17 protein-coding genes, 1 tRNA gene and 2 riboswitches are annotated in these 23,157 nt (G+C 64.4%); of the genes, 5 read left to right on the forward strand and 13 right to left on the reverse strand.

Annotation, left to right across the window (positions count from 1 at the left end):
- The first annotated feature begins 123 nt into the window (after nt 1-123).
- Together PMI42_RS26830 and PMI42_RS26835 are read left to right on the forward strand one after the other, a co-directional pair.
- Nucleotides 124-732, forward strand: a complete 609-nt coding sequence (locus tag PMI42_RS26830; RefSeq protein ID WP_008139983.1) for a 2-hydroxychromene-2-carboxylate isomerase — start codon at nt 124-126, stop codon at nt 730-732.
- Nucleotides 732-1,709: an NADPH:quinone oxidoreductase family protein gene (locus PMI42_RS26835; RefSeq protein ID WP_008139987.1), complete on the forward strand. Its 978-nt coding sequence runs from the start codon at nt 732-734 to the stop codon at nt 1,707-1,709. The genes PMI42_RS26830 and PMI42_RS26835 overlap by 1 nt, the downstream gene beginning before the upstream one ends.
- A 126-nt stretch (nt 1,710-1,835) precedes the next feature.
- Here the strand turns inward: PMI42_RS26835 and PMI42_RS26840 are convergent, their stop codons facing one another.
- The 9 genes from PMI42_RS26840 to PMI42_RS26880 all read right to left on the reverse strand — a co-directional run bounded on the left by PMI42_RS26840 (nt 1,836) and on the right by PMI42_RS26880 (nt 13,737).
- Nucleotides 1,836-2,726, reverse strand: coding sequence for a crotonase/enoyl-CoA hydratase family protein (locus PMI42_RS26840; RefSeq protein WP_008139989.1), 891 nt, complete (start codon nt 2,724-2,726; stop codon nt 1,836-1,838).
- Between the two features lie 173 nt (nt 2,727-2,899).
- Nucleotides 2,900-4,321, reverse strand: coding sequence for an amidase (locus tag PMI42_RS26845; protein ID WP_008139991.1), 1,422 nt, complete (start codon nt 4,319-4,321; stop codon nt 2,900-2,902).
- A 2-nt stretch (nt 4,322-4,323) separates the two neighbouring features.
- The gene (locus PMI42_RS26850; RefSeq protein WP_008139994.1) at nt 4,324-5,487 is read right to left on the reverse strand and encodes a M20 aminoacylase family protein; all 1,164 of its coding nucleotides are present in this window, start codon (nt 5,485-5,487) and stop codon (nt 4,324-4,326) included.
- A 14-nt stretch (nt 5,488-5,501) separates the two neighbouring features.
- Entirely contained in the window at nt 5,502-7,007 is a 1,506-nt protein-coding gene (locus PMI42_RS26855; protein WP_008139997.1) for a M81 family metallopeptidase, read from the reverse strand.
- A gap of 213 nt (nt 7,008-7,220) precedes the next feature.
- On the reverse strand, nt 7,221-8,885 hold the full coding sequence (locus PMI42_RS26860; RefSeq protein ID WP_008139999.1) for an ABC transporter ATP-binding protein: 1,665 nt from the start codon (nt 8,883-8,885) through the stop codon (nt 7,221-7,223).
- Nucleotides 8,885-9,772 (reverse strand): ABC transporter permease, encoded by an 888-nt coding sequence (locus tag PMI42_RS26865; RefSeq protein WP_008140001.1) that lies wholly within the window; start codon nt 9,770-9,772, stop codon nt 8,885-8,887. The genes PMI42_RS26860 and PMI42_RS26865 overlap by 1 nt, the downstream gene beginning before the upstream one ends.
- Nucleotides 9,773-9,792: 20 nt before the next feature.
- Complete coding sequence (locus PMI42_RS26870) at nt 9,793-10,734, reverse strand: ABC transporter permease (protein ID WP_008140004.1); 942 nt, start codon at nt 10,732-10,734, stop codon at nt 9,793-9,795.
- Between the two features lie 182 nt (nt 10,735-10,916).
- Entirely contained in the window at nt 10,917-12,218 is a 1,302-nt protein-coding gene (locus PMI42_RS26875) for a D-amino acid dehydrogenase (RefSeq protein WP_008140006.1), read from the reverse strand.
- Between the two features lie 68 nt (nt 12,219-12,286).
- A riboswitch (glycine riboswitch) is annotated at nt 12,287-12,404 on the reverse strand.
- Between the two features lie 3 nt (nt 12,405-12,407).
- Nucleotides 12,408-12,511, reverse strand: a riboswitch (glycine riboswitch).
- Nucleotides 12,512-12,606: 95 nt separating this feature from the next.
- On the reverse strand, nt 12,607-13,737 hold the full coding sequence (locus PMI42_RS26880) for a M20/M25/M40 family metallo-hydrolase (protein WP_008140007.1): 1,131 nt from the start codon (nt 13,735-13,737) through the stop codon (nt 12,607-12,609).
- Nucleotides 13,738-14,007: 270 nt separating this feature from the next.
- Between PMI42_RS26880 and PMI42_RS26885 the strand changes: the two genes are divergently transcribed.
- Nucleotides 14,008-15,618 carry an ABC transporter substrate-binding protein gene (locus PMI42_RS26885; protein WP_008140010.1) on the forward strand — a complete coding sequence of 537 codons (1,611 nt, stop codon included), beginning with the start codon at nt 14,008-14,010 and terminating at the stop codon, nt 15,616-15,618.
- 99 nt (nt 15,619-15,717) lie between these two features.
- A complete protein-coding gene (locus PMI42_RS26890; protein WP_008140011.1) occupies nt 15,718-17,325 on the forward strand; it encodes an ABC transporter substrate-binding protein in 1,608 nt (535 codons plus the stop codon).
- Between the two features lie 343 nt (nt 17,326-17,668).
- Here PMI42_RS26890 and PMI42_RS26895 read toward each other — a convergent pair whose 3' ends face one another.
- From PMI42_RS26895 to PMI42_RS26905, 3 genes are all read right to left on the reverse strand, one after another.
- Nucleotides 17,669-18,919: a multidrug effflux MFS transporter gene (locus PMI42_RS26895; RefSeq protein ID WP_008140013.1), complete on the reverse strand. Its 1,251-nt coding sequence runs from the start codon at nt 18,917-18,919 to the stop codon at nt 17,669-17,671.
- A 153-nt stretch (nt 18,920-19,072) separates the two neighbouring features.
- Nucleotides 19,073-20,605, reverse strand: a complete 1,533-nt coding sequence (locus tag PMI42_RS26900) for a hypothetical protein (RefSeq protein WP_008140015.1) — start codon at nt 20,603-20,605, stop codon at nt 19,073-19,075.
- A gap of 225 nt (nt 20,606-20,830) precedes the next feature.
- Nucleotides 20,831-21,562: a hypothetical protein gene (locus PMI42_RS26905; protein ID WP_008140017.1), complete on the reverse strand. Its 732-nt coding sequence runs from the start codon at nt 21,560-21,562 to the stop codon at nt 20,831-20,833.
- Between the two features lie 323 nt (nt 21,563-21,885).
- Between PMI42_RS26905 and PMI42_RS26910 the strand changes: the two genes are divergently transcribed.
- The gene (locus PMI42_RS26910; RefSeq protein ID WP_008140020.1) at nt 21,886-22,842 is read left to right on the forward strand and encodes a hypothetical protein; all 957 of its coding nucleotides are present in this window, start codon (nt 21,886-21,888) and stop codon (nt 22,840-22,842) included.
- 88 nt (nt 22,843-22,930) lie between these two features.
- Here the strand turns inward: PMI42_RS26910 and PMI42_RS26915 are convergent.
- Nucleotides 22,931-23,019: transfer RNA gene (locus PMI42_RS26915), tRNA-Leu, on the reverse strand.
- Nucleotides 23,020-23,157 lie beyond the last annotated feature (138 nt).

Below are 23,157 nucleotides of genomic sequence, written 5' to 3' on the forward strand. Positions count from 1 at the left end.
CGTCATTGCGAGCGCAGCGAAGCAATCCAGAATCTTTCCGCGGAGGGACTCTGGATTGCTTCGTCGCTTCGCTCCTCGCAATGACGGGGGATGGAGCGGAATAAGACAAACAAAGGAAACGCCATGATCGAATTCTTCTTCGACTGCTCCAGCCCCTGGACCTATCTCGCCTTCCACAACATCCAGCCGCTGGCGAAAGAGGTCGGTGCCGAGATCATCTGGCGGCCGATCCTGGTCGGCGGCATCTTCAATACGGTCAACCCCAGCGTCTATGCGCAGCGCGAGACGCCGGTGCCGCTGAAGGCGCGCTACATGAAGAAGGACCTCGCCGACTGGGCGCGCTCGGCGGGGCTTGCAATCAAGATGCCGCCGACGGTGTTCCCGGTGAACAGCGTGAAGGCGATGCGCGGCTGCATCTGGCTCGGCAAGGACATGGTGCCGTTCGCCACATCAGTGTTCGAGACCTATTGGGGCGGCGACAAGGATATCTCGCAGGACGCCGTGCTTGGCGAGATCTGCAAGAGGGTCGGCATCGACGAGCAGAAGTTTTTCGCCGGCATCTCGGAGCAGGGCATCAAGGACCAGCTCAAGGCCAATACGGAAGAGGTCGTCGCGCGCGGCGGCTTCGGCTCGCCGACGATCTTCGTGGGCAAGACCGACATGTATTTCGGCAATGACCGCCTGCCGCTGATCCGGGAGGCGCTCAAGCGCAGCAAGGCGAGCGCGGCCTGATGGTGCGCGCTGTCGTCTGCCGCGCGCTCGGCGCGCCCGAAACGTTGCGGCTGGAAGAGTTTCCATCGCGCGCGCTGAAGCCTGGCGAGGTGCGTGTCGCGATCCGCGCCGCGGGGCTCAATTTCCCTGACGTGCTGATGGCAGCCGGGGAATATCAGCTCAAGCCGGAGTTGCCGTTCACGCCCGGCATGGAAGCTGCCGGCGACGTGACCGAGGTGGGCGCGGAAGCGAGAGGCGTGGCGGTCGGCGACAAGGTCATCGTGAAGATGCGCCATGGCGCCTTTACAGACGAAGCCGTGGTGGCGCCTGCGCAGCTCACGCCGATGCCGTCGACCTTCGACTACGCGGAGGCTGCAACCTATCTCGCCGGCCACGGCACCGCCTATCACGCACTGATCGATCGCGGCCGCGTCGAGCCGGGCGAGGTGCTGCTGGTGCACGGCGCCGGCGGCGGTGTCGGCCTTGCCGCCGTCGAGATCGGCAAGATGCTGGGCGCGACCGTGATCGCGACGGCCTCCAGCGACGAGAAGCTCGCCGTCGCCAAGGCGCGCGGCGCCGATCATCTGGTGCGCTACGATCGCGAGCCGTTTCGCGATGCCGTCAAGCGCATCACCGACGGCCGCGGCGCCGACGTGGTGTTCGATCCCGTCGGCGGCGAGGTGTTCGAGAATTCGATGCGCTGCATCGCCTGGGGCGCGCGGCTGCTGGTGATCGGCTTTACCGGCGGCATCGGCTCGGCCAAGACCAACCTGCTGCTGATCAAGGGCGCCAGCGTGCTCGGCGTGCGCGCGGGCGAGGCGGTCCGGAAAAACCCTGTGCTCGGCGAGGTGCGCCTGAAGGCGCTGCTGCAATGGGCGGAGCAGGGCAAGTTGCGCCCGAACGTCTCGCACCGCCTGCCTCTGGAGAATTTTGCGCAGGCGATGCGGCTGTTGCTCGACCGCAAGGCGATCGGTCGCGTGGCGCTGGTGATGGAGTGACGGTGCCGTAGTGACGGTGCCGTAGGGTGGGCAAAGGCGCGCAGCGCCGTGCCCACCACCTTTCAACGATAGCGAAAGAACGTGGGCACGCTTCGCTTTGCCCACCCTACGAGAGCTGTGAAAACGTCACTTGTATTCCCGCTCCGTCCACCACGGAAAATAATCCGGCATATCGCTGGACACCTTGTTCTTGAACTGCGCCGGCCGCTTCTCCAGGAACGACACCACGCCTTCCTTCACATCCTCCGAACGGCCGCGGGCATAGATGCCGCGGCTGTCGACCTTGTGGGCTTCCATGGGATCGTCGGCGCCCATCATGCGCCACATCATCTGGCGGATCAGCGCCACTGACACCGGCGCCGTCTTTGCGGCGAATTCTTTTGCCAGTGCGCGGGCGGTCGGGAGGAGATCATCAGGGGGGACCACTTTGCTGACGAGGCGCCCCGCAAGCGCTTCCTGCGCCGGGAAGACGCGGCCCGAATAGCACCATTCCAGCGCCTGCGAGATGCCGACGATCCGCGGCAGGAACCAGCTCGAGGCGGCCTCGGGCACGATGCCGCGCTGGGAGAACACGAAGCCGAAGCGGGCAGCATCCGAGGCGATACGGATATCCATCGCGAGCTGCATGGTGACGCCGATGCCGACGGCAGGACCGTTCACCGCAGCGATGACAGGCTTGAGGCATTTGAAGATGCGCAAGGTCACCTGGCCGCCGCCGTCGCGCACCTGCGGATCGCTGTAATCGACCTTGCCGTCGGCAAAGCGTTTCACCGGCCCGCGCCGCGCGTCGCGATCGAACGTATCTGCACCCGACGACAGATCGGCGCCCGCGCAAAAACCGCGGCCGGCGCCGGTGACGATGATGGCGCGGACATTGTCGTCCTTGTCAGCGGCATCGAACGCGTCGATCAGTTCGGCCTGCATCTGCGCGTTGAAGGCGTTGAGCTTGTCGGGCCGGTTCAGCGTGAGGGTGAGGATCTGCTCGGCGACCTCGTATTTGATCGTCTCATACGCCATGGTGGTTTCCTTCCTTTGTTTCTTGCTCTTGATTTGTAGCACGTCATTCCGGGGCGCGCCCTCTTGGGCGCGAGCTATGATGCGCAATTGCGCATCTGAGAATCCATACTCACGATAGTGGTTATGGATTCCGGGCTCGTCGCTTCGCGACGCCCCGGAATGACGGTAGATGTTTAGCGCGCCGGCGGCTTGGGCCAGGGCTTCTGCGGCCCGCGCAGGCCCTCGAACGCCTTGGCCATGCCGAGCACGCCGATATCGTCGAAGCGGCGGCCGACGATCTGCACGCCGATGGGAAAGCCGTTGGCGTCGAAACCGCCGTTGAGGGAGACCGCAGGGTTCTCCGACATATTCCACGGCACGGTATAGCAGATGTGCTCGAACGGCCTCATGGGATCGTTGGTCGGCGAGGCCCATTCCGCGGGGTAGTTCACGTTCGGCGCGGTCGGCGAGATCAGATAGTCGAGCTCACAGAACAGCTTTGCCGCAGCGTTGCGGATCGCCATGGTCTGGTTGAAGCCGCGGATGACATCGACGCCCGACAGCTTCGCGCCGGACTCGCCCCACTTGAAAATATACGGCAGCACCTTGGCCTGTTCGGCGGGATTCAGCTTGGCGAGATCGTCCCACATCCGCGCGCGCCAGAAATTATCGAGGCCATCGAGCATCTCGCGGGTCAAGATGCCGTCGACTTCCGTCACCACCGCACCGGCGGATTCGAACGCCTTCGCGGCCTTCACTGCAACGTCACGGACCGGCCGTTCTGCCGGCAGGCCGACGCCGGCATCGAGCATCAACCCGATCCGCAGTTTGCGCGGCGACTTTTCCAGGCCCTTCCAGTTGAGCGGCTCGGCGGGCAGGCTCATGCCGTCGCGGCGGTCGGGTTTTGCGATCACGCTCATCATCAGCGCGCAATCGTCGACCGTGCGGGTCATGGGACCGGCGACGCGGCCGACATAGACAGGATCGATCGGCACGCGGCCGAAGCTCGGCTTCAGCCCGACGAGGCCGCACCAGCCCGCGGGCAGGCGGACCGAGCCGCCGATATCGGTGCCGAGATGCAACGGACCATAGCCGGCCGCTGCGGCAGAGCCTGCGCCCGCGCTGGAGCCGCCGGGATTCTTGGAGAGGTCCCAGGGGTTGCGCGCGAGCGCGTGGAAGCTGGAGAGCCCCGAAGAGAGCATGCCGTAATCGGGCATCGTGGTCTTGGCGAAGATGATGGAGCCGGCCTCGCGCAGCCGCGCCGCGGGCGGGGCGTCCTTCTCGGCCGGCACAAGCTTGACGCTGGCGGCGCCCAGCGGCACCGGAACGCCCTTGGTCGCGATATTGTCCTTCACCGTCACAGGCACGCCGTCGAGCGCGCCTGATGGTTCGCCGCCGCTCCAGCGCGCGGTCGAGGCCTTTGCGGCCTCGCGCGCGCTGTCGGGATCGAATGCATAGAGCGCCTTCAGATGCGGTTCCCACGCAGCGACATGCGTGAGCACATCCTCCAGCACCTCGCTCGGCGAGAACTGTTTTGCCCGATAGCCCGCGATCAGATCGACCGCGGAGAGATCGTGCAGCGAGGTGACCGCCTCTTCGACGCTCTTCTTCTGCATTGCTAGCCCACCGGCATGCGCGTTTCGACGATGCGGGCGAACATGCTGGCGCCGATCGGCAGGATCTTGTCGTCGAGCACGAAGCCGGGATTGTGCACCGGCACCTTGCCGTCATGGCCGACCCAGAAATAGGCGCCGGGAATGGTCTGCAGCATGTCGGCGAAATCCTCGCTACCCATCTTCGGCTGGGCGCGGGTGATGACGTTGGCGGGGTCGACGATGGTGCGCGCGACGTCCTCGACGACCTTGGACTGCTCGACCTGGTTGATCAGCACGTCGAAAGTGTCGCGGATATCGACGTCGATTACGCATTGATATGCGGCCGCGATGCCGGCGCTGATCGTGCGAATGCGTTCGGCGATCAGAGTGCGGACTTCCTTCGAGAAGGTGCGGATGGTGCCGCAAAGATGCGCGTCACCGGGAATGACGTTGTAGGCGGAGCCCGCATGGATCTGGGTGATCGACACGACGGCGGCCTGCAGCGGCTCGACGTTGCGGCTGACGATGGTCTGGATCGCCTGCGCCAGCGTGGTCGCGATGATCACCGCGTCCTTGGAGCGCTCGGGCATCGCGCCATGCGCGCCGTAGCCGGTGATGCGGAGATCGAAGAAGTCGGCGCTGGCCATCGCGGGCCCGGGCAGGATCGCGATCTCGCCGTGGTTGAGATCGGGCGCGTTGTGCAGGCCGTAGAGCTCGTCGCACGGGAACTTCTCGAACAGCCCGTCCTTGATCATGGCGCGGGCGCCGCCGAGGCCTTCCTCGGCCGGCTGGAAGATCAGGTGCACGGTGCCGTCGAAGTTCCTGGTTTCCGCGAGGTAACGCGCGGTGCCGAGCAGCATGGTGGTGTGGCCGTCATGGCCGCAGCCGTGGAAGCGGCCGGGGATCTTCGAGCTCCATTTCAGATTGGTGTTCTCTTCCATCGGCAGCGCGTCCATGTCGGCGCGAAGCCCGATGCGCTTGCTGCCCGAGCCCTTGCCCTTGATGACGCCGATCACGCCGGTGCCGCCGAGACCGCGATGCACCTCGATGCCCCAGCTTGTCAGCTTGTCGGCGACGATGCCGGAGGTGCGTACTTCCTCGAAGCCGATCTCGGGATGGGCGTGGAGGTCGCGCCTGATGGCGGTGAGTTCGTCGGCATAGCCGTCGATGCGTTCGAGCGTGGGCATGTGGTCCTGTCCGGTTAGCGTGAGGGGGGATTGAAAACGGGGCCGTTCGGCTTGATGCGGATGCCCGGACGCAGGCGCGTCCAGGGCAGCGAAGCGGTGTCGGCCGGCATCGCGCCGGGCGCGGCGCAGATCATCAGCTTCTCCGCGATCGGCTCGAAATCGGCGCGGAAGTGCACCGAGCTCTTGTTGACCAGAATTTTTTGTTCGGTCGGCTCGACGCCGACGTAACGATACATCGCCTGGTCGGCGAGTTGCGCCTTGTGCGAACTCACGACCACACGGACATCGCCGATGCGCAGGCACGCGGAGGGGCCCATCTCCATCTCGCGGCCGCCGTAATAGGGGCCGGTCGCGATGAAGCGGCCATCGGAGAGGTTTTCGACGACGAAGGTCCCGCGGTAGGGCTCGTCGCCGGGAATGCCGGACTTGCCGCCGAGCGACAGCGTCACGGTGGCGCCGACGCCGGCCGCATGCGCGGCCTTGGCAGATTCCGGGTCGTAGATCGCGCCGGTCGCAGCGCTCGCCTTGTTGCGCACCAGCGCACGCAGCATGCCGGTCGTGTCGGAGTCGCCGCCGGCGCCGGGATTGTCCTGGGTGTCGGCGATGATGATCGGCTTGTTCGCGCTCTTCGCCAGTTCCATGGCGTGGCGCACGCCATCGTCGGGGGACCAGATCTTGCCGTCGAAATCGTCCTCGTGGTTTTCGATCAGCTTGACGATCGCGTCCGCCGCGCGGTCGGCGTCCGCTTGCGTCTTGCCATAGGCGAACACGCTCGGCCCGCAATCGCGGAAATCGGCGGCCGGGAAGCCCGGCGCGAACGACAGCGTCGGAACCGTGTCGCTTTCGAGCGCCGCGAGCTTTTCGTAGATGCCCTTGGTGGGAAAGTCGTTGGTGCACTGCCAGCTGATCGCGATCAGGAACGGCAATTGCCGGAACGATTTTGCAAAGCGCTGCTTCGTCTTCAGCAGCAGTGCGAGATGCCTTGCCGAGGCGCGGCCGGTCTCGGCCATGTCGACATGCGGATAGGTGCGGTAGGCGATCAGCGCGTCCGCATGTTCCATCATCTCGGGTGTGACGTTGGCGTGCAGGTCGAGGCTCGCGACCAGCGGAACATCCTTGCCGATGACGCGGCGCACGCGTGCCAGAATCTCGCCTTCGCCGTCGTCGAGATGCTCGGTCACCATCGCGCCGTGCAGGTCGAGATAGACCGCATCGATCGGCCCGGCGGCTGCGATGCCGTCGACCATGACCTTCACGATGCGTTCGAAGGCGTCCTTGGTGACATGGGCCGACGGGCTCGCGGCGCAGGCGATCGTCGGAACCAGTTCCCAGCCATTGGCTTCGGCGCTGTCGACGAAGCCGGCCAGCCCGACATTGATGCGCCGCATGACCTTCAGCACATCGGCGCCTTGCGTCATCGCAGGCCAGCCGCCGCCATGCTGGAAGTCGGCGAACGTCGCCTTCGTCGGCGCGAAGGTGTTGGTCTCGTGCAGGAAGCCGCCGACGGCGATACGTGTCATCAACTCAAGTCCGGGCGATTGAAAGTGCGCGACGTTAGCCTTGGCTTCGCGAGGAGAGCAAGGCGAGAGGCCATCGCGCCGCGCATGGCCTCAAGCTGTTTTGGGAATGTGTGCCGCGCACACCGTCATTGCGAGCGCAGCGAAGCAATCCAGAGCCTTTCCGCAGAGGGATTCTGGATTGCTTCGCTGCGCTCGCAATGACGAGGGATGGACCTACGCGCTCGCCGCCACGCCTTCCGACACCGGCCGGAAGTTCGCAAAATCCCAGCCGCGGCCGGGAGCTGCCTCCAGCAAGGCCCTGGTGTAGGCCTCCTTCGGATGCGTCAGCACTTCGGCGGCCGGGCCCTGTTCGACGACACGGCCGTGCTGCATCACCACGACCTCGTCGCAGATTTGCGCCGCGACACGCAGATCGTGGGTGATGAACAGGATCGCGATGCCGAGTCGCTTCTGGATTTCGTCGAGCAGTTCAAGCACCTGGGCCTGCACCGAGACGTCGAGCGCGGAGACCGCTTCGTCCGCGACCAGCACGTCCGGATCGAGCGCGAGCGCGCGGGCAATCGCAATGCGCTGGCGCTGGCCGCCCGAGAACTGGTGCGGATAGCGCGAGACCGCATCGGCGGGCAGGCCGACCAGCTCGAGCAGCTCGCGGGCGCGCTTCATCGCGTCGGCATGCGAGGTGCCGTAGTTGACCGGGCCCTCCGCGATGCTCTCGCCGACGGTGATGCGCGGGTTGAGCGAGCGGTAGGGATCCTGGAACACGATCTGGATCTTCTGCCGGTGCGGCTGAAGCAGACGGCGCGAGATGTCGGAGATTTCGCGGCCGGCCAGGCGCACTCCGCCGGAGGTCGGATCGATCAGGCGGACGATGCAGCGCGCCACCGTCGACTTGCCCGAGCCGCTCTCGCCGACGATGCCGAGCGTGCGGCCCTTGCGCAGCGTCAGCGTGACCTTGTCGGCGGCGACAACCTCGCGGCCTTTGCCGAAGAACGCGCGCTCCTTGTAGACCTTGCTGAGGTCGTTGGCCTCCAGCACCACCGGTTCCCTGGTCTCGGGCCGTGCCGCGCGCGGCACCAGGCTCGGCACCGCGGAGAGCAGATTGCGGGTATATTCCATGGTTGGATTGCGCAGCACGTTGTCGAGCGGGCCGGTCTCGACCAGACGGCCCTGCCGCATCACCGCGACGCGGTCGGCGATCTCGGCGACGACGCCCATGTCGTGGGTGATGAACAGCACGGCCGTGCCGTGATCGCGCTGGAGGTCGCGGATCAGGGTCAGGATCTGCTTCTGCGTGGTGACATCGAGCGCCGTCGTCGGCTCGTCGGCGATCAGCAGCTTCGGCTCGAGCACCAGCGCCATCGCGATCATGATGCGCTGGCGCTGGCCGCCGGAGAGGCGGTGCGGATAGGAGGCGAAGATGCGCTCGACCTGGGGCAGGCGGACCTGCTCCATCATGTCGAGGATGCGCTTCTTGCGCGCCTTGGCATCGAGATTGGTATGGGCGCGCAGCACCTCGTCGATCTGGCGGCCGACCGGCACGACCGGATTGAGCGCGGTCATCGGCTCCTGGAAGATCATCGCCATCCGCGTCGCGCGCAGCTGGCGCAGACGGCGGTCGGTCGCGGTGAGGATCTCCTCGCCGACCAGCTTGACGCTGCCGCCGGTCGGAACCAGCGTGCCCTTCGGCAGCAGGCCCATGGTGGTGAGCGAGGTCACCGACTTGCCCGAGCCGCTTTCGCCGACGAGGCACAGCGTCTCGCCTTCGTGCACCTGGATCGAGATGCCGTCGATGATCTTTGGCCCGCCCGGCTTCTTGCCGACGGAGACGACGAGATTGTTGATGTCGAGGATGGGGGTGGTCGTCACTTGATCGCTCATCACTTGCCTTCCCGCTGCTTCATGCGCGGATCGAGTGCGTCGCGGGCGGCGTCGCCGATCAGATTGATGCTGAGGATGGCGATCGAGAGCAGCAGGCCCGGCCAGAAGATCAGCGTCGGCTTGAGCTGAAAATACTGGCGGCCCTCGGCCATGATGTTGCCCCAGGTCGGCGTCTCCGGCGAGATGCCGGCGCCGAGGAAGGAGAGGATGGCCTCGGTGAGGATCGCGGAGGCGCAGACGTAACTGCCCTGCACGATCAGCGGCGCGATCGTGTTCGGCATCAGGTGCCGCCACATGATCTTTGGCAGGCTGGAGCCGACCGAGATCGCCGCTTCCACATAGGGCTCCTCTCGCGCAGACAGCACGACCGAGCGAACGAGACGCGCCACGCGCGGGATTTCCGGGATGGTGATGGCGACCATCACGGTCCAGATGCTGGCGCCGGACAGCGACACCACCGCGATCGCGAGCAGGATGCTCGGCATCGCCATCAGGCCGTCCATGACCCGCATCAGGACGGAATCGACCAGCTTGAAGAAGCCGGAGACGAGGCCGATCGCAAGGCCAATGACGATCGCCAGGATCGCCGAGCCGATGCCGATCAGCAGCGAGATGCGGCCGCCATAGATGACGCGCGAGAGCAGGTCGCGGCCATAGGCGTCGGTGCCGAGCAGGAACTGCGCCGAAGCGGGCTTCAGCCTTTGCGAGGGTGCCAACTGGACTGGATCATGCGGCGCGATCAGCGGAGCGAGAATCGAGATCAGCACGATCAGCACGAGGCAGACCGTGGCCGCCGCGATGATCGGCGTCGAGGTGAGGAATCCGAAGCGCGGCCGCAGCGGCGACGTGATCGGAATGGACGACTGGGGAAGGGTATCGACCGACATTGTTGTTCTTGTCCTTAGCCCTAGTACCGGATCCGGGGATCGAGCAGCGTGTAGGCGACGTCGATCAGCAGGTTGACGACCACGTAGATCAGCGACGTCAGCAGGATCATCGCCTGGATCACGGGGTAGTCGCGCGCCAGCACCGCATCCACCGTGAGGCGGCCGATGCCGGGGATGTTGAACACGCTCTCGGTGACGACGACGCCGGAGATCAGCAGCGCAAAGCCGGTGCCGATCACGGTGATCACGGGGACGGCGGCGTTGCGCAGCGCATGCCGCATCATCACCGCGACCTCGTTGATGCCCTTCGCGCGCGCCGTTCGCACGTAGTCCTCGCCGAGGACGTCGAGCATGGCCGCGCGCGTCATGCGCGCGATCAGCGCGATATAGATGAAGGAGAGCGCGCAGGTCGGCAGGATGATGCGCTCGAAGAACGGCCCGAAACCGTTAAAGATGCTGCGGAAGCCCTGCACCGGCACCCAGCGCAGATCGATTGCGAACACCTCGATCAGGAGATAGCCGACCACGAACACCGGCACCGAGAAGCCGAGCACGGAGAGGCCCATCACGAAGCGGTCGATCCAGGTGCCATGCTTCCACGCCGCGATCACGCCGAGCGGAACGGCGACAACGACCGCGAGGATGATGGTGGAGAGCGCGATCGAGATCGACGGCTCGACGCGCTGGCTGATCATCTTGATGACCGGCAAATTGGAGATCAGCGACGTCCCGAGGTCGCCGTGCAGCAGCTTGTTCACCCAGGTGATGAACTGCACGATCAGCGGCTCGTTGAGGCCGAGCGAGTCGCGGATGCGCTCCAGCCGTTCCGGCGTCGCGTTGTCGCCGGCGAGAATGGCGGCGGGATCGCCCGGCGTCAGCCGCAGCAGCAGGAACACGAACAGCGCGACGACGCCCATCACGGGCACCGCGGCCAGTACGCGGCGAATGAGATAACCTAGCATGCACCTATCTCCGGCTGCGGAACTTGCGGGGCTCCAGGGCACCCGTGGATTCGATCGTGTCTATCATGCGCGCCTGTCATTCGGGCTGGGAAAGCCGGCCGGAGATGCCGACTTGTCGGGGCAAATTGTGTGCCAAGGGCAGGGCGGTCGCAAGGGGCGGCCCGGTCATCGGTATCGACTACTCAGGATGCATGACGCAGCTCTCGCTCAACCCCAAGTGACGGTGCGGTCGGTGGTGCGTTAAGCCCGCGCCAGCCGTCGATGGTCCCGGCAATCATCTGCGCGGTCGCGGCCGACAGCGTCCAGCCGAGATGGCCGTGGCCGGTGTTGAAGAACACGCCGGGCATCCGGCCCGCGCGCACCACCGGCATCATGTTCGGCATCATCGGCCGCAGCCCGGCCCATGGGATGACGCGCGAGGTCTCGACGGCGGGGAAGTTGCTGCGGACCCAGTCGACGAGTGGCTGCACGCGGTCGGCGCGGATGTCGCGGTTGAAATCGTTGAATTCGGCGGTGCCGGCAACGCGAAAACGATCGGAGCCGAGTCGGCTGGTGACGATCTTGGCGGCCTCATCCAGCAGGCTGACGGTCGGCGTCGCGTTGCGGCTCTCGGGCGTATCGAGCTGCACGGTGATCGAATAGCCCTTCACCGGATAGACGTTGACGCGCTCGTCGAGCAGGACGGCGAAGTGACGGCTGGCGACGCCGGCGCAGACCACGACACCGTCGGCCTTCATCATGCCGCGCGCCGATGCGGCGGCATCGCTCGCGGAGAGATCAGCCCAGCCGATGACGAAGCCGCCGCCGGCCTGGGCAATCGAGTCGATGTTGACCTCATGGATGAAGGTCGCGCCGCGACGCTTGCAGGCCTCGGCGAGCCCGCGGGTAAACTTGTGGATATCGCCGGTCGCATCCGACGGCGTGTAGAAGCCGCCATAATAGCTTTTGCGCAGCGTCGGCTCGATGGCGCGGATTTCCTCCGAAGTCACTGGATGCCGATCAAGTCCGCCTTCCTGCAACAGCCCATTGACGCTCAGGCCGGATTCAAAGCCCTTCTTGTCGTGATAGATGTGGAGAATGCCGCGGCGTTCGAGATCGAACTCGATGCCTTCGCGCGCCGCGATCTCGAACAGATATTTGCGGGCTTCGATCGCGAGCCGCGTGGTCTCGATCGTATTGGCGCGGTAGTTGCCGATATTGGCGACGAACTCGCTCATCCAGGAATATTTGTGCCAGTTCGGCCGCGGGTTCATCAGCAGCGGCGCATCGCGCCGGAACATCCAGCGAAGGCCTTTGAGGATCGTCGCGGTGCTGTTCCACACTTCGGCATTGCTGGCGGAGAGCTGTCCGCCATTGGCGAAGGAGGTCTCCATTGCGGCATAGCGGTGCTTGTCGAGCACCGTCACCTTGTAGCCGCGTTCGAGCAGGGCATAGGCAGTCGTCACGCCGGTGATGCCGGCGCCGATGATGGCGATGTGGGTCATGTGAGTAGCGGGGCTCCCGTGAGTTAGAGTCGGCTAACCGCCGGCCACAAGGCCGTTGGCGGCGCCCCATCTGTCACGGTTACCTGAGAGCTTGATCCGGCGCTCAACCTCGGGCGAGGTCAGCTTTCGGACTATCCCCTTCGGTGGACGTCACGACCACATTGGCCGTGCCGTCTCTCTCCAGATCGTCCTGACGATACAGTCCTTTTGCCTGAGAGTTTCCGGGGCGGTTGCTCCGTCGGCGCCGCAAGGAGGGCCAAAACCCCCATTGCGATCTCTCCCGCATCGTCGCGTGGACGGTCGAGCAGTACGATGCGCCTCATTTTTAGACAAGGCTAAATTTCAATCGCGCCTGCCAACGCATTGTGCAGTGCGAAATTGAATCAATTTATTCCAGTGTCGCCAGCAGTCCCGCCATCAGCCGGCCGCGCTCGACCAGGCTATCCACCTCGATGAACTCCTCCAGCGTGTGGCCGTTGCCGCCGCGCACGCCAAGGCCGTCGAGCGTGGGAATGCCCATCGCGCCCGTGAAGTTGCCGTCGGAGCCGCCGCCGGAGCTCGCATGGGGCAGCTTCGCGCCGAGCTGTTCGGCGATGCCGCGCGCCTTTTCATAGAGCGCCATCGTGCCGGCATCCGGCTCCCACACCGGCCGCGTCACCCCGCGCGTCACCTTGAAGGTCACGTCGTTCGCCGTGCCCGACAGCGCCAGCATCCGCTCGACGCCGCGGTCGAGATCGGCCTGGCGCTTGGCCATCGACAGCGCCTCGCCGGTGGCGGTCGTGGCAACGCAATTGACCCATTGGCCGCCATGCACGACGCCGACCGAGAAGGTGCAATCTTCCGTCGTCATCGCGTCGATCGCGAGAATCTGCCGCGCCATCTCGCGGATCGCCGAGCGTCCCGCCGAGAGCGTCGCGCCGGCGTGACTCGGCCGGCCCGTCGCCTCGAGATTGAATCGCGCGATGGCGTAACGTCCGGTGGTGACGCCGTTGTCGGCGCGGCCGGGCTCGGGCACCAGCACATATTTGTTGCGCGCGGCCTCCGCCTCGATGATGTCGCGCGTCGAGGGCGTGCCGACTTCCTCGTCCGGGGTGAACAGGATGGTGATCGGCAGCGGTGTCGTGAAGGACGCGCGCGCCAGCTGCCGGATCGCTTCGAGCGAGAGGTAGTTGCCGCCCTTCATGTCGTAGATGCCGGGGCCGTAGCACTTGTTGCCCTCGCGCCGCCATTTCAGCTTCTCGATGGTCCCCACCGGGTGGACGGTATCCATGTGGCCGGCGATCAGGATGCCCGGCTCGCCCTGCTTCGGGTGGGGAAAGCGCGCGCGGACGACGCCGCCGAAGCCCTGGCGTCCGCCGATGCGTTCGATCGTCGCACCCATGATCGCCATATCCCGCGCCGCGATATCGAGCATGCGGTTGACCGCGCCCGCATCCCAGGTCGGGCTTTCGCACTCCACCCAGGTGCGCAGACCCTCGAGCATCGCCTCGGAATCGAAGGGAAGATTGGCTGGATTCATCTCAATGTCTCTCAAGCTGCGAAAGATGGAACGCGCATTGCATTGGCGCAGGGCAGGACAACCGGAGAGCCTTGTAGAGCCAAACCGATCTTTGTGGAGCCCGTGCGCGCGCCGCTTGGGCTTGCAGCGAAACCGGATTGACGCGCTCAAGACTGTCTGCAAGTCTCGAAAAGATAAAGGCATTGCATGAGCTTAGTTCGCCTAAAGAACGAACGGCATGCTCAACCAATAATCCGCCTTTGACCAGTTTCACGTCAGGAGAAACTTTCTATGTTCCACATGATGCGCCGGGGGCGTCGCGCGTTCGCCTCCAAACTTGCGCTGTCGGTCGTTGCGCTTTCGACGGCACTGGCCTCGCCCGTGCTCGCGGCAGGCAAGACCATCACCGCGGTGATGCATTCGGATCTGCGTATCATCGATCCGATCTTCACCACCGCCTACATCACGCGTGACCATGGCTACATGGTCTACGACACGCTGATCTCGACGGATTCGAACTTCAAGATCCAGCCCCAGATGGCGGACTGGAAGATCTCCGACGACAAGCTCACCTACACCTTCACGCTGCGCGACGGCCTCAAGTGGCACGACGGTGCGCCGGTGACGGCGGAAGATTGCGTTGCCTCGCTCAAGCGCTGGGCCGCGGTCGACGGCATGGGCCAGAAGCTCATGGACTTCACCGCCAGCATCGAGGCCACCGATGCCAAGACCATCACGCTCAAGCTGAAGGAGCCCTACGGCCTCGTGCTCGACTCCATCGGCAAGCCGTCTTCGCGCGTCGCCTTCATGATGCCGAAGCGCCTGGCCGAGACCCCGCCGGACAAGCAGATCCCGGAGCAGATCGGCTCCGGTCCCTTCAAGTTCGTGCAGTCGGAATTCCAGCCGGGCGTGAAGGCGGTCTACGTCAAGAACACCGACTACGTGCCGCGCAAGGAGCCGGCGAGCTGGGTGTCGGGCGGCAAGGTGGTGAAGGTCGACCGTGTCGAGTGGATCACCATGCCGGACTCGCAGACCGCGGTGAACGCGCTGCAGTCGGGCGACATCGACTTCATGGAAAATCTGCCCTACGACATGCTGCCGTTGCTGGAAGCGAACAAGGAGATCACCATCGAGGTCTCGAACAAGTTCGGATTTCAGACGCTCGGCCGGATGAACTTCCTTTATCCGCCGTTCGACAACGTGAAAGTGCGGCGTGCCGCGTTTCTGGCGATCAACCAGAAGGACGTTCTCGACGCACTGGTCGGCAACGCCAAATATCAGAAGATCTGTGGCGCCTTCTTCGTGTGCGATACGCCGCTGGCGACCGAGGTCGGCGCGGAGACGCTGGTGAAGGGCAACGGCATGGCGGAGGCCAAGAAGGCACTCGCCGAGTCGGGCTATGACGGCACCCCGGTCGTGATCATGGCGCCCGGCGACGTCACGACGCTCAAGGCGCAACCGATCGTTGCGGCCCAGTTGCTGCGTGAAGCCGGCTTCAAGGTCGACCTGCAAGCGACCGATTGGCAGACGGTGGTGAGCCGGCGCGCCAGCCAGAAGCCTCCGAAGGAGGGCGGCTGGAACATGTTCTTCACCAACTGGGTCGCGGCCGACGTCGCCAATCCCATCGCCAATCTCTCGATCGGCGGTCAGGGCAAGAAGGGCGGCTGGTTCGGCTGGGCCGAAGACGCCAAGATCGAGCAGCTCAAGGACGCCTTCGTCCGCGCGCCCTCGATCGACGAGCAGAAGAAGATCGCCGCCGATATCCAGAAGGAAGCCTATGAGCAGGTGATCTACATTCCGCTGGGGCAGTACCTTCTGCCGAGCGGCTGGCGCAAATCTCTGAGCGGCGTGCTCGACGGCCCCGCGACGCCGCTGTTCTGGAACGTGGACAAGTCCGAGTAAGGCGAAGGTGCGCAAGCGCGCCTTCTATCCCGACCAATATGCGGCGCCGCTGTCATCAGCGGCGCCGCTCGCCAACCGCTCGCTCGCCAGGAGAACTTAATGTTCCAACTCGTGCGTCGGGGGCGTCGATCGTTCGCCTCCACATTTGCGCTTTCAATCGCGGCGCTTGCGGCACTGGCCTCGCCAGTCCTTGCCGCCGGCAAGACCATCACTGCGGTGATGCATTCGGATCTGCGCATTCTCGATCCGATTTTCACCAGCGCCTACATCGTGCGCGACCATGGCTACATGGTCTACGACACGCTGCTCGCCACGGATTCGAACTTCAAGATCCAGCCGCAGATGGCGGACTGGAAAATCTCCGACGACAAGCTGACCTACACCTTCACGCTGCGCGACGGCCTGAAGTGGCATGACGGTACGCCGGTGACGGCGGAAGATTGCGTTGCCTCGCTGAAGCGCTGGGCCGCGGTTGACGGCATGGGGCAGCAGATGATGCTGTTCACCGCGAGCATCGAGGCGACCGACCCCAAGACCATCACGCTGAAGCTGAAGGAGCCCTACGCGCTGGTGCTTGATTCGATCGGCAAGCCATCGTCGCGCGTCGCCTTCATGATGCCGAAGCGTCTTGCCGAGACGCCGGTGGAAAAGCAGATCCCCGAGCAGATCGGCTCCGGCCCGTTCAAGTTCGTGCAGGGCGAATTCCAGCCAGGCGTGAAGTCGGTCTACGTCAAGAACACCGACTATGTGCCGCGCAAGGAGCCGGCGAGCTGGACCGCCGGTGGCAAGGTGGTGAAGGTCGACCGCGTCGAGTGGATCACCATGCCGGATGCGCAGACGGCGTTGAACGCGCTTCAGTCGGGCGACGTCGATTTCATGGAGAATCTCGCCCTCGACATGTTGCCCACCATCGAAGCCGACAAGGGGCTCAAGGTCGACATCCTGAACAAGTTCGGATTCCAGACCGGCGCGCGGATGAACTTCCTCCATCCGCCGTTCGACAACGTCAAGGTCCGCCGCGCGGCATTCCTCGCGATCAAGCAGAAGGACGTGCTGGATGCGCTGATCGGCAATCCCAAGTTCTACAAGACATGTGCCGCGGCTTTCATCTGCGACACGCCGTTCGCGACGGAGATTGGCGGCGAGACGCTTGCGAAGGGCGGCGACATGGCCGCTGCCAGGAAGGCGCTGGCCGAATCCGGTTACGACGGGACGCCTATCGTGCTGATGGCGCCGGGCGATGTGCTGACGCTGAAGGCTCAGCCGATCGTGGTGGCCCAGCAACTGCGCGACGCCGGCTTCAAGGTGGATTTTCAGGCGACCGACTGGCAGACGGTGGTGAGCCGGCGCGCCAGCATGAAGCCCCCGAAGGAGGGCGGCTGGAACATCTTTATCACCAACTGGGTCAGCGCCGACGCGTCCAACCCGATCTCCAACGTTGCCGTCGGCGGTCAGGGCAAGAAGGGCGGCTGGTTCGGCTGGGCGGAGGATGCCAAAATCGAGCAGCTCAAGGACGATTTCGTCCGCGCTGCCACGCTCGACGATCAGAAGAAGATCGCGGCCGAGATCCAGAAGGAAGCCTACGATCAGGTGCTGTACATGCCGCTCGGTCAGTTTCAGATTCCGAGCGCATGGCGGAAGTCGCTCACCGGCGTGATCGACGGCCCGGCGACGCCGGTGTTCTGGAACATGGACAAGTCGGAGTAAGGCAAGTTGGACTGAAGGGAGCGTGCCGCACCTTTCGTCGCGATCATCACGCGGCGCCGCTGTCATCAGCGGCGCCGTTTTCGTTGTTGTCTTCGCGTTGGCTTAAAGCGGTAGAGCGCGAGCAGCGGACTGCGGAGTAGCGCCGCGCTTCAGCAACGGCTGTCGCGTAGGCTTTCGAGGCCTTCGCTTGCGAAAGGCACGGTGAATGCGGCCTGCTCGGCGGGCAAGTCGGAACGATCCGCCGCCTGTCGATCGGGGGCGTGGCGGTCTTTGCGCTGTTCGGGTTCCATCAGGCGGCCTTTCGAATTGCTGCAGTACAACATCGATGCCGCCGGGAAGTTCCTCAACTTGTCGGGCGATGATGCGGCTTGAACAGCCGTCCCTTCTCGACCACCAGCACGATGGCGAGCGCGGCCAGCGTCGACAGGAAGAAGCCGACCGAGAAGGGCAGCAGCGTGCCGTCGAAGCTCTGGCCGATCGCCATGCCGACCACGATGCCGATCAACGTCGTGATCGAGCCGTAGAGCGAGGAGGCGGTGCCGGCGATGTGGCCCTGCGGCTCCATGGCGAGCGCGGTGAAGTTGGCGACCATCATGCCGAACGAGAACATCATCAGCGCCGAGAGCGCCATGAACAGCGGCAGCGGCAGCATGCCGAGGCATTCCGTCAGCAGCATTACGGCGGCGACTGCGGTGTACAGGCTCAGCGCGCCGTGCGAGATCACGCGCATGCCGAGGGTTCCGACAAACCGGGCGTTGAGGAAGCCGGCGACGGCGGTGCCGGCCGCGATCGCCGCGAAGGCGAGCGGAAAGTAATGCCCGAGGTGATAGATGCCGGTGAACACCTGCTGGGCCGAGAACACATAGGCAAACAATGCGCCCATGACGCTGCCGGCCGCGAGTGCGTAGCCGATGGTCTGACGATTGCTCACGGTCTGCCAATAGGCCGCGAGCACGTCGCCCGGCGCGAGCGACCTGCGCTCGGAGGCCGGCAGAGTCTCGGGAAGCCGCATCACCGACCACGCCAGCGCGAGCAGCCCGTAGAGCATCAGCACGACGAAGATGCCGCGCCATTGCGTCACCAGCAGCACCGCCTGTCCGAACGAAGGCGCGATCACGGGCACCGCGATGAAGATCATCATCGCCAGCGACATCACGCTGGCCATGCGGCGGCCGACATAGCAGTCGCGGACGATCGAAGTCGCGATCACGCGCGTCGCCGAGGTGCCGAAGCCCTGCAGCGCGCGCGCCAGCAGCAGCGTCTCGAACGAGGGCGCGGCAACCGCCAGCACGCTCGCGACCGCATAGACCGCCATGCCGCCGAGCAGCACCGGGCGACGTCCGAAGCGGTCCGACAACGGGCCCATGACGAACTGGCCGGCGCCGAAGCCGATCAGGAAGGTCGAGAGCACGAGCTGGAGATGGTTGGCGACGGGGATCTTGAATGCCGTCCCGATATTGGGCAGCGCCGGCAGCATCATGTCCATCGCGAGCGGATTGAGCGCCATGATGGACGCGATCACGATGACGAATTCGGGAAAACCCATGGGCCGGTGTCCCGAGGACACCCAACTGTCGGCATTGACGTCGGACAAGAAGCTCACCTCTGATTGAGAGGCATATCTATCTCTGATGCTGCGCCGCACAACCCATGTTTTGGGATGGCTGTCAGGCGGGGTGAAGGGCACCAGGCGCTTTTATCGCCATCTGCCGGTAACAATGTTGTATTCGGCGGGAGTAGAGGTGATCTATCGGGAAGGGGCCTCTTGCAAGCCTTCGCGCGGCGACGTCTGCTGCGTCGTGTAGAGGCTCAGATACGTACCGGTGTAGGCCTCCTTCCAGCCTCGCTCGGCGACGAGGAAGTGCCTCAGCTGTTCGTGCCCTCTGATCCAGAGCACCGCATCGATCCGGTATTTCCTGATCACCGCGTCCCAGGCGGCCTCGTCGATGTCCCACCGGACCAGCTTGAGATAGTCGCGGAGCAGGTCGTCCGGATAGGCGGTCGCCGCCCGGCCGTCGACGAACATGGGCACCGACCCGTGCGTGCGAAAGATCAGGAGCCCGCCGGCGTTCCAGTGGTTGAGCACGCGCGAATGCGTGGAATGCGCCAGGAGATAGCCGGCGTCCTCGTCCGAGAGCATATCCGGCAGCGCCAGCGCCGGTCTCACCTGGATGAAGGCGAGCGGCAGCACCAGCACGCCCACGAGACCCGCCGCCAGCATCGCACGGCGGATGTCGGGCCGCGACAGGCGTTCGGGCAACAGCCGGTCGATGTGAAGCGCCATCGGGACCGCCGAGAAGATGAAGAAGAAGGCGATGTATCTGAACTGATAGAGGCCGAGAGCCAGGAAGAGCCATGCGAGCAGGCGTGGCTCCAATGGAATCGGCTTTGAGTTGCGGTAGCGCAACTCGAGCGCGACGAACGCCAACGCGTAGGCGATGCCGGGAATGCTTCCCGGCAGCTCCATGTTGTGGAAATAGGGACGCCATTCCCCGATATTGGCCTGGATGAAGTGGCCCATCGTCGACATCACGCCATCGTAGATGTGCCATCCCAGCGGATTGACGAAGATCGCGGCGAAGCATCCCACGCCCGCGAAGCAATAGTTCCGGAAGTTCGCCCAATCCCGCCGCAGTAGGGCAACGCCGGCAAAGACGCCGATGATGGGAAAGGCAAGCACGAAGCCGCCATGCAGATTGACCCACAGCACCATCATCACGGGCAGCAGGAACCATCCGCGCCGCCGCAGGCATTCCCCGTAGAAGATGACCGCGAACAGCATGGTCGCGAGGTTCGGTGATGCCGCGAGATAAGTGTTCGGCGCGGCCTCATAGCAGGGGTAGAGCAGGCAGGTGGCGAAGACGGTGATGCCAGCCGCCGCGGCAGATGCGCCGCCGCGCAAGGCAGCGAAGGTGAGATATCCGACGATGATGGCGCCGCAGGCGACGACGAGCAGGACGATCCCGGCGAAGCCCGCGTGTTGATACAGCACGCTGGCAAGCACGTCCCAGAGCCACGATAGATTGTACCACCGCTTGTCACCCAGGGTGAACGACCATGGGTCCTGAAATGGAATCGCGCCGCGCTCCCTGATCAGGTCGCCGGCGGCGATGTGCCAGCCGAGATCGTAATGGCTCAGCTGGATCGGCCCGTTCGAAAGGTAGAACACAGACAGGAAAGCGATCAGGAAGAGGTAGACCTCGCGCCCGTGCAGGTGGCGTCCGAACGCCGTGGGCGCCCCGCCAATCCCGGAGTGGGACCAATTCTCGCGCGCGTCCATGAGAGCTCTCACCATCGAAGCCGGTCGTCCCAAGCCTCGCGTTTCCCTGAGGCCCGCGGTTGCAGGCGCAGATCTCATTCGCTTTAGGGAAAACGGTCTAAAGTGGAGTAAAGGCTGGTTGTGCTTGACGGGTTCCTTACTGCGAACGGCGTGTTGGTAAACGAATGGTTGCGCAGGTGGCGTGCGTCCGTAGCCTTTGTCGCACGGATCACGCCGACAGCAGGCTCAAGGTTCGTGCTGGGCAAGATGTTCGCGCCGGGCAACCTCCCTGTTGAGATTTGCCCGATAGGCCAGATAGGATCGCACGATCTCCCCGACGACCTTGGCATTTGCCCCGTCAGGCTTCTGACCCGTGACTTGGCTGAAAAGAATTCCCGGCGCCTTGGAGTCAATCGAAGCGGTTGCATCCTTTGCCGAAGCGCTGATGCCGCCAGCCGAAATCGCGACGCCGGGAGCGACGGGTTGCGCACCGAGCACTTCCAGGGCGGAAACGACTGCCATGAACGTATCGGCGTTGGCGACCATCTCCTCATATCTTCCCCGACTGAGCGCGCCGTTGAGATAGGCTTCGCAAAGCCGGAAGTAGCCGTCCCGCAACATTTGCACCGTGTGATTCCGGAAGCCGATCGACGCGGCCGATTCCGACATGCCCCCGGCAAGACCGCCGGAGCCGCTGCCCTCGCCAGTCGGCATGGCCACGTTGGCGTTCGCGGACAGCACGGCTGCCTTGGCGACGAGTGCATCCGGACTTGGCTCGGAGCATGTGACCCTTGTCGGGGTCGCGCCGTGACTGCTCTGGCGATTTCCAACCAGCATCATGCGCTGTTTCGCATCGATGCTGAGGGTATCGACGCCGCCGACATTGTCGATGCGGTGAATGACACTGTCGCAGGCGGCCAGCGAAAAACCTGACAGCACGGCCGCGGCGACGGCACTGGACCGAAATGAAAAACGCAATGTCCCCTCCACAGCAATGACTATGGTGGCAAATTCACTGTTCGTGCATAAATGGTAGTTGAAAAATTTACGATCTTAGGATGCTGCACTCTGATTCGTTTTGCAATAGCTTGTGAAGAGACGGGGGAAAGGTTTTTTGGATTTCTGTCGAACTGTTGCTCACACAGCTCAACTGTCATCTACAGCGCCGCGCGCATGGCCGGAGGCAAAGGAGAGACGTGCGGGCCGGCGGGAGGTATCAGCGGACCAGGAGGCCGCTACCACTCAAGGTGGCAGGATTTTTGCTACGCTATCCGTTGCCAGAATGGCTCCGGAGGACTGTGATGCTCTCGACGCAGCGCTCGCTTGCGACGGCCCAGCTCGGCCGCAACAGCTTCGAGGAGATCTTCGAGTCCCGGACGCCCTTGCGCGAGGCGGCGCTGGAATCGTTTCGCCGCAGGAACGCGGTGCTCGACGGGATCTTCTACGACATCGGGAAGGTGACGCATGAGGAGGCCCGCGAAACCGCGCCCTGGCTGGCGCGCGAGGGCGCCATCCTGATCGTGCCGCCATCCCACGCCGGATCGCTCAAGCTCTGCAACACCGTGGAAGATTTCGCCAATGCCGGCGGGTCGAATGTCCATGTGCTGGCGGTGGCCGGCGTCGGCAGTTCGGCGCTGGGCGCGGCAGCCTTCGCACGGAATGTCGCCGACGCGTTCGACGTGACAGTCGCTGCCGTGGTGTCCGGCTACGGTCTTGCGGATCTGCTGACCGAGGCGCTTGGCGGCTGGTTCTGGTTCGGCACGCTCAACCGCCTGCGCCATCAGTTCGAGGAGCTGGACGACATGAGCCGGGCGCTCAACCGGCCCGAGACGCTCAGTCCGCCGACATCGCCACTCGAACTCGGCCGAGTCAGCCTGGATACCAGGACGGTGATGGCCTTGCTGAGCGACGATCGCTTCAGCTTTTCGCTGGTGACCGGACACTCCAAGGGCAATCTGGTGATCTCGGAGGCGCTGTACGAATTGAAGGAGCGGCCTGCAACCGAACAAAGCATTCCAGGCGACAAGTTCTGGATCGTCACGGTGTCGGCCGCGGTCGCGATGCCGCCGCGATACAAGAAGATCATCGACGTGATGGGCACGATCGACGGCTTTGGCGCCCTCAACTCGACGCCGGGAATCTCGATCGAGAAACCGTGCCCCTTCAGCTGGCACCACACCAACACGGATCTGCCTTTTCACCTGCCCGTCACGAAAGTCTTCAGGCAGCTCAGGGACGAGCGGGGTGTCACGGTCTGAGCCGCGCCGCGAAGCGAGATTCCGTCGTGCATTGAGGCGAAAGGCGCCGGGTTTGCGCCATCCGCCGTCCTCGCCCGGTCAGCTTTCGTGGTGCGGGCAGCCGGGGTCGAACCGGCACAGCGCTTGCGCACCGAGGGATTTTAAGTCCCTTGCGTCTACCAATTCCGCCATGCCCGCTTGATCCAACGAGATCAAACACTTAAGTCCAGCTCCGGCCGTCTGGAATTGGTGCTTCGCGGGCCGGGTGGGTGGTTCTTCCTTAAGCGAGCCGGCCGCACAAGGCAAAGCCTCAATCCGGACATCTGTTGCTGCTTT

Origin of the sequence: Bradyrhizobium sp. YR681 (genome assembly GCF_000282615.1) — a bacterium.
In the GTDB taxonomy this organism is placed as follows: Bacteria; Pseudomonadota; Alphaproteobacteria; order Rhizobiales; family Xanthobacteraceae; genus Bradyrhizobium.

Bases quoted from the DNA above. Each gene is read 5' to 3' on its own strand.
- PMI42_RS26830 (WP_008139983.1), top strand. From the start codon at position 124: ATGATCGAATTCTTCTTCGACTGCTCCAGCCCCTGGACCTATCTCGCC.
- PMI42_RS26835 (WP_008139987.1), top strand. From the start codon at position 732: ATGGTGCGCGCTGTCGTCTGCCGCGCGCTCGGCGCGCCCGAAACGTTG.
- PMI42_RS26840 (WP_008139989.1), bottom strand. From the start codon at position 2,726: ATGGCGTATGAGACGATCAAATACGAGGTCGCCGAGCAGATCCTCACC.
- PMI42_RS26845 (WP_008139991.1), bottom strand. From the start codon at position 4,321: ATGCAGAAGAAGAGCGTCGAAGAGGCGGTCACCTCGCTGCACGATCTC.
- PMI42_RS26850 (WP_008139994.1), bottom strand. From the start codon at position 5,487: ATGCCCACGCTCGAACGCATCGACGGCTATGCCGACGAACTCACCGCC.
- PMI42_RS26855 (WP_008139997.1), bottom strand. From the start codon at position 7,007: ATGACACGTATCGCCGTCGGCGGCTTCCTGCACGAGACCAACACCTTC.
- PMI42_RS26860 (WP_008139999.1), bottom strand. From the start codon at position 8,885: ATGAGCGATCAAGTGACGACCACCCCCATCCTCGACATCAACAATCTC.
- PMI42_RS26865 (WP_008140001.1), bottom strand. From the start codon at position 9,772: ATGTCGGTCGATACCCTTCCCCAGTCGTCCATTCCGATCACGTCGCCG.
- PMI42_RS26870 (WP_008140004.1), bottom strand. From the start codon at position 10,734: ATGCTAGGTTATCTCATTCGCCGCGTACTGGCCGCGGTGCCCGTGATG.
- PMI42_RS26875 (WP_008140006.1), bottom strand. From the start codon at position 12,218: ATGACCCACATCGCCATCATCGGCGCCGGCATCACCGGCGTGACGACT.
- PMI42_RS26880 (WP_008140007.1), bottom strand. From the start codon at position 13,737: ATGAATCCAGCCAATCTTCCCTTCGATTCCGAGGCGATGCTCGAGGGT.
- PMI42_RS26885 (WP_008140010.1), top strand. From the start codon at position 14,008: ATGTTCCACATGATGCGCCGGGGGCGTCGCGCGTTCGCCTCCAAACTT.
- PMI42_RS26890 (WP_008140011.1), top strand. From the start codon at position 15,718: ATGTTCCAACTCGTGCGTCGGGGGCGTCGATCGTTCGCCTCCACATTT.
- PMI42_RS26900 (WP_008140015.1), bottom strand. From the start codon at position 20,605: ATGGACGCGCGCGAGAATTGGTCCCACTCCGGGATTGGCGGGGCGCCC.
- PMI42_RS26910 (WP_008140020.1), top strand. From the start codon at position 21,886: ATGCTCTCGACGCAGCGCTCGCTTGCGACGGCCCAGCTCGGCCGCAAC.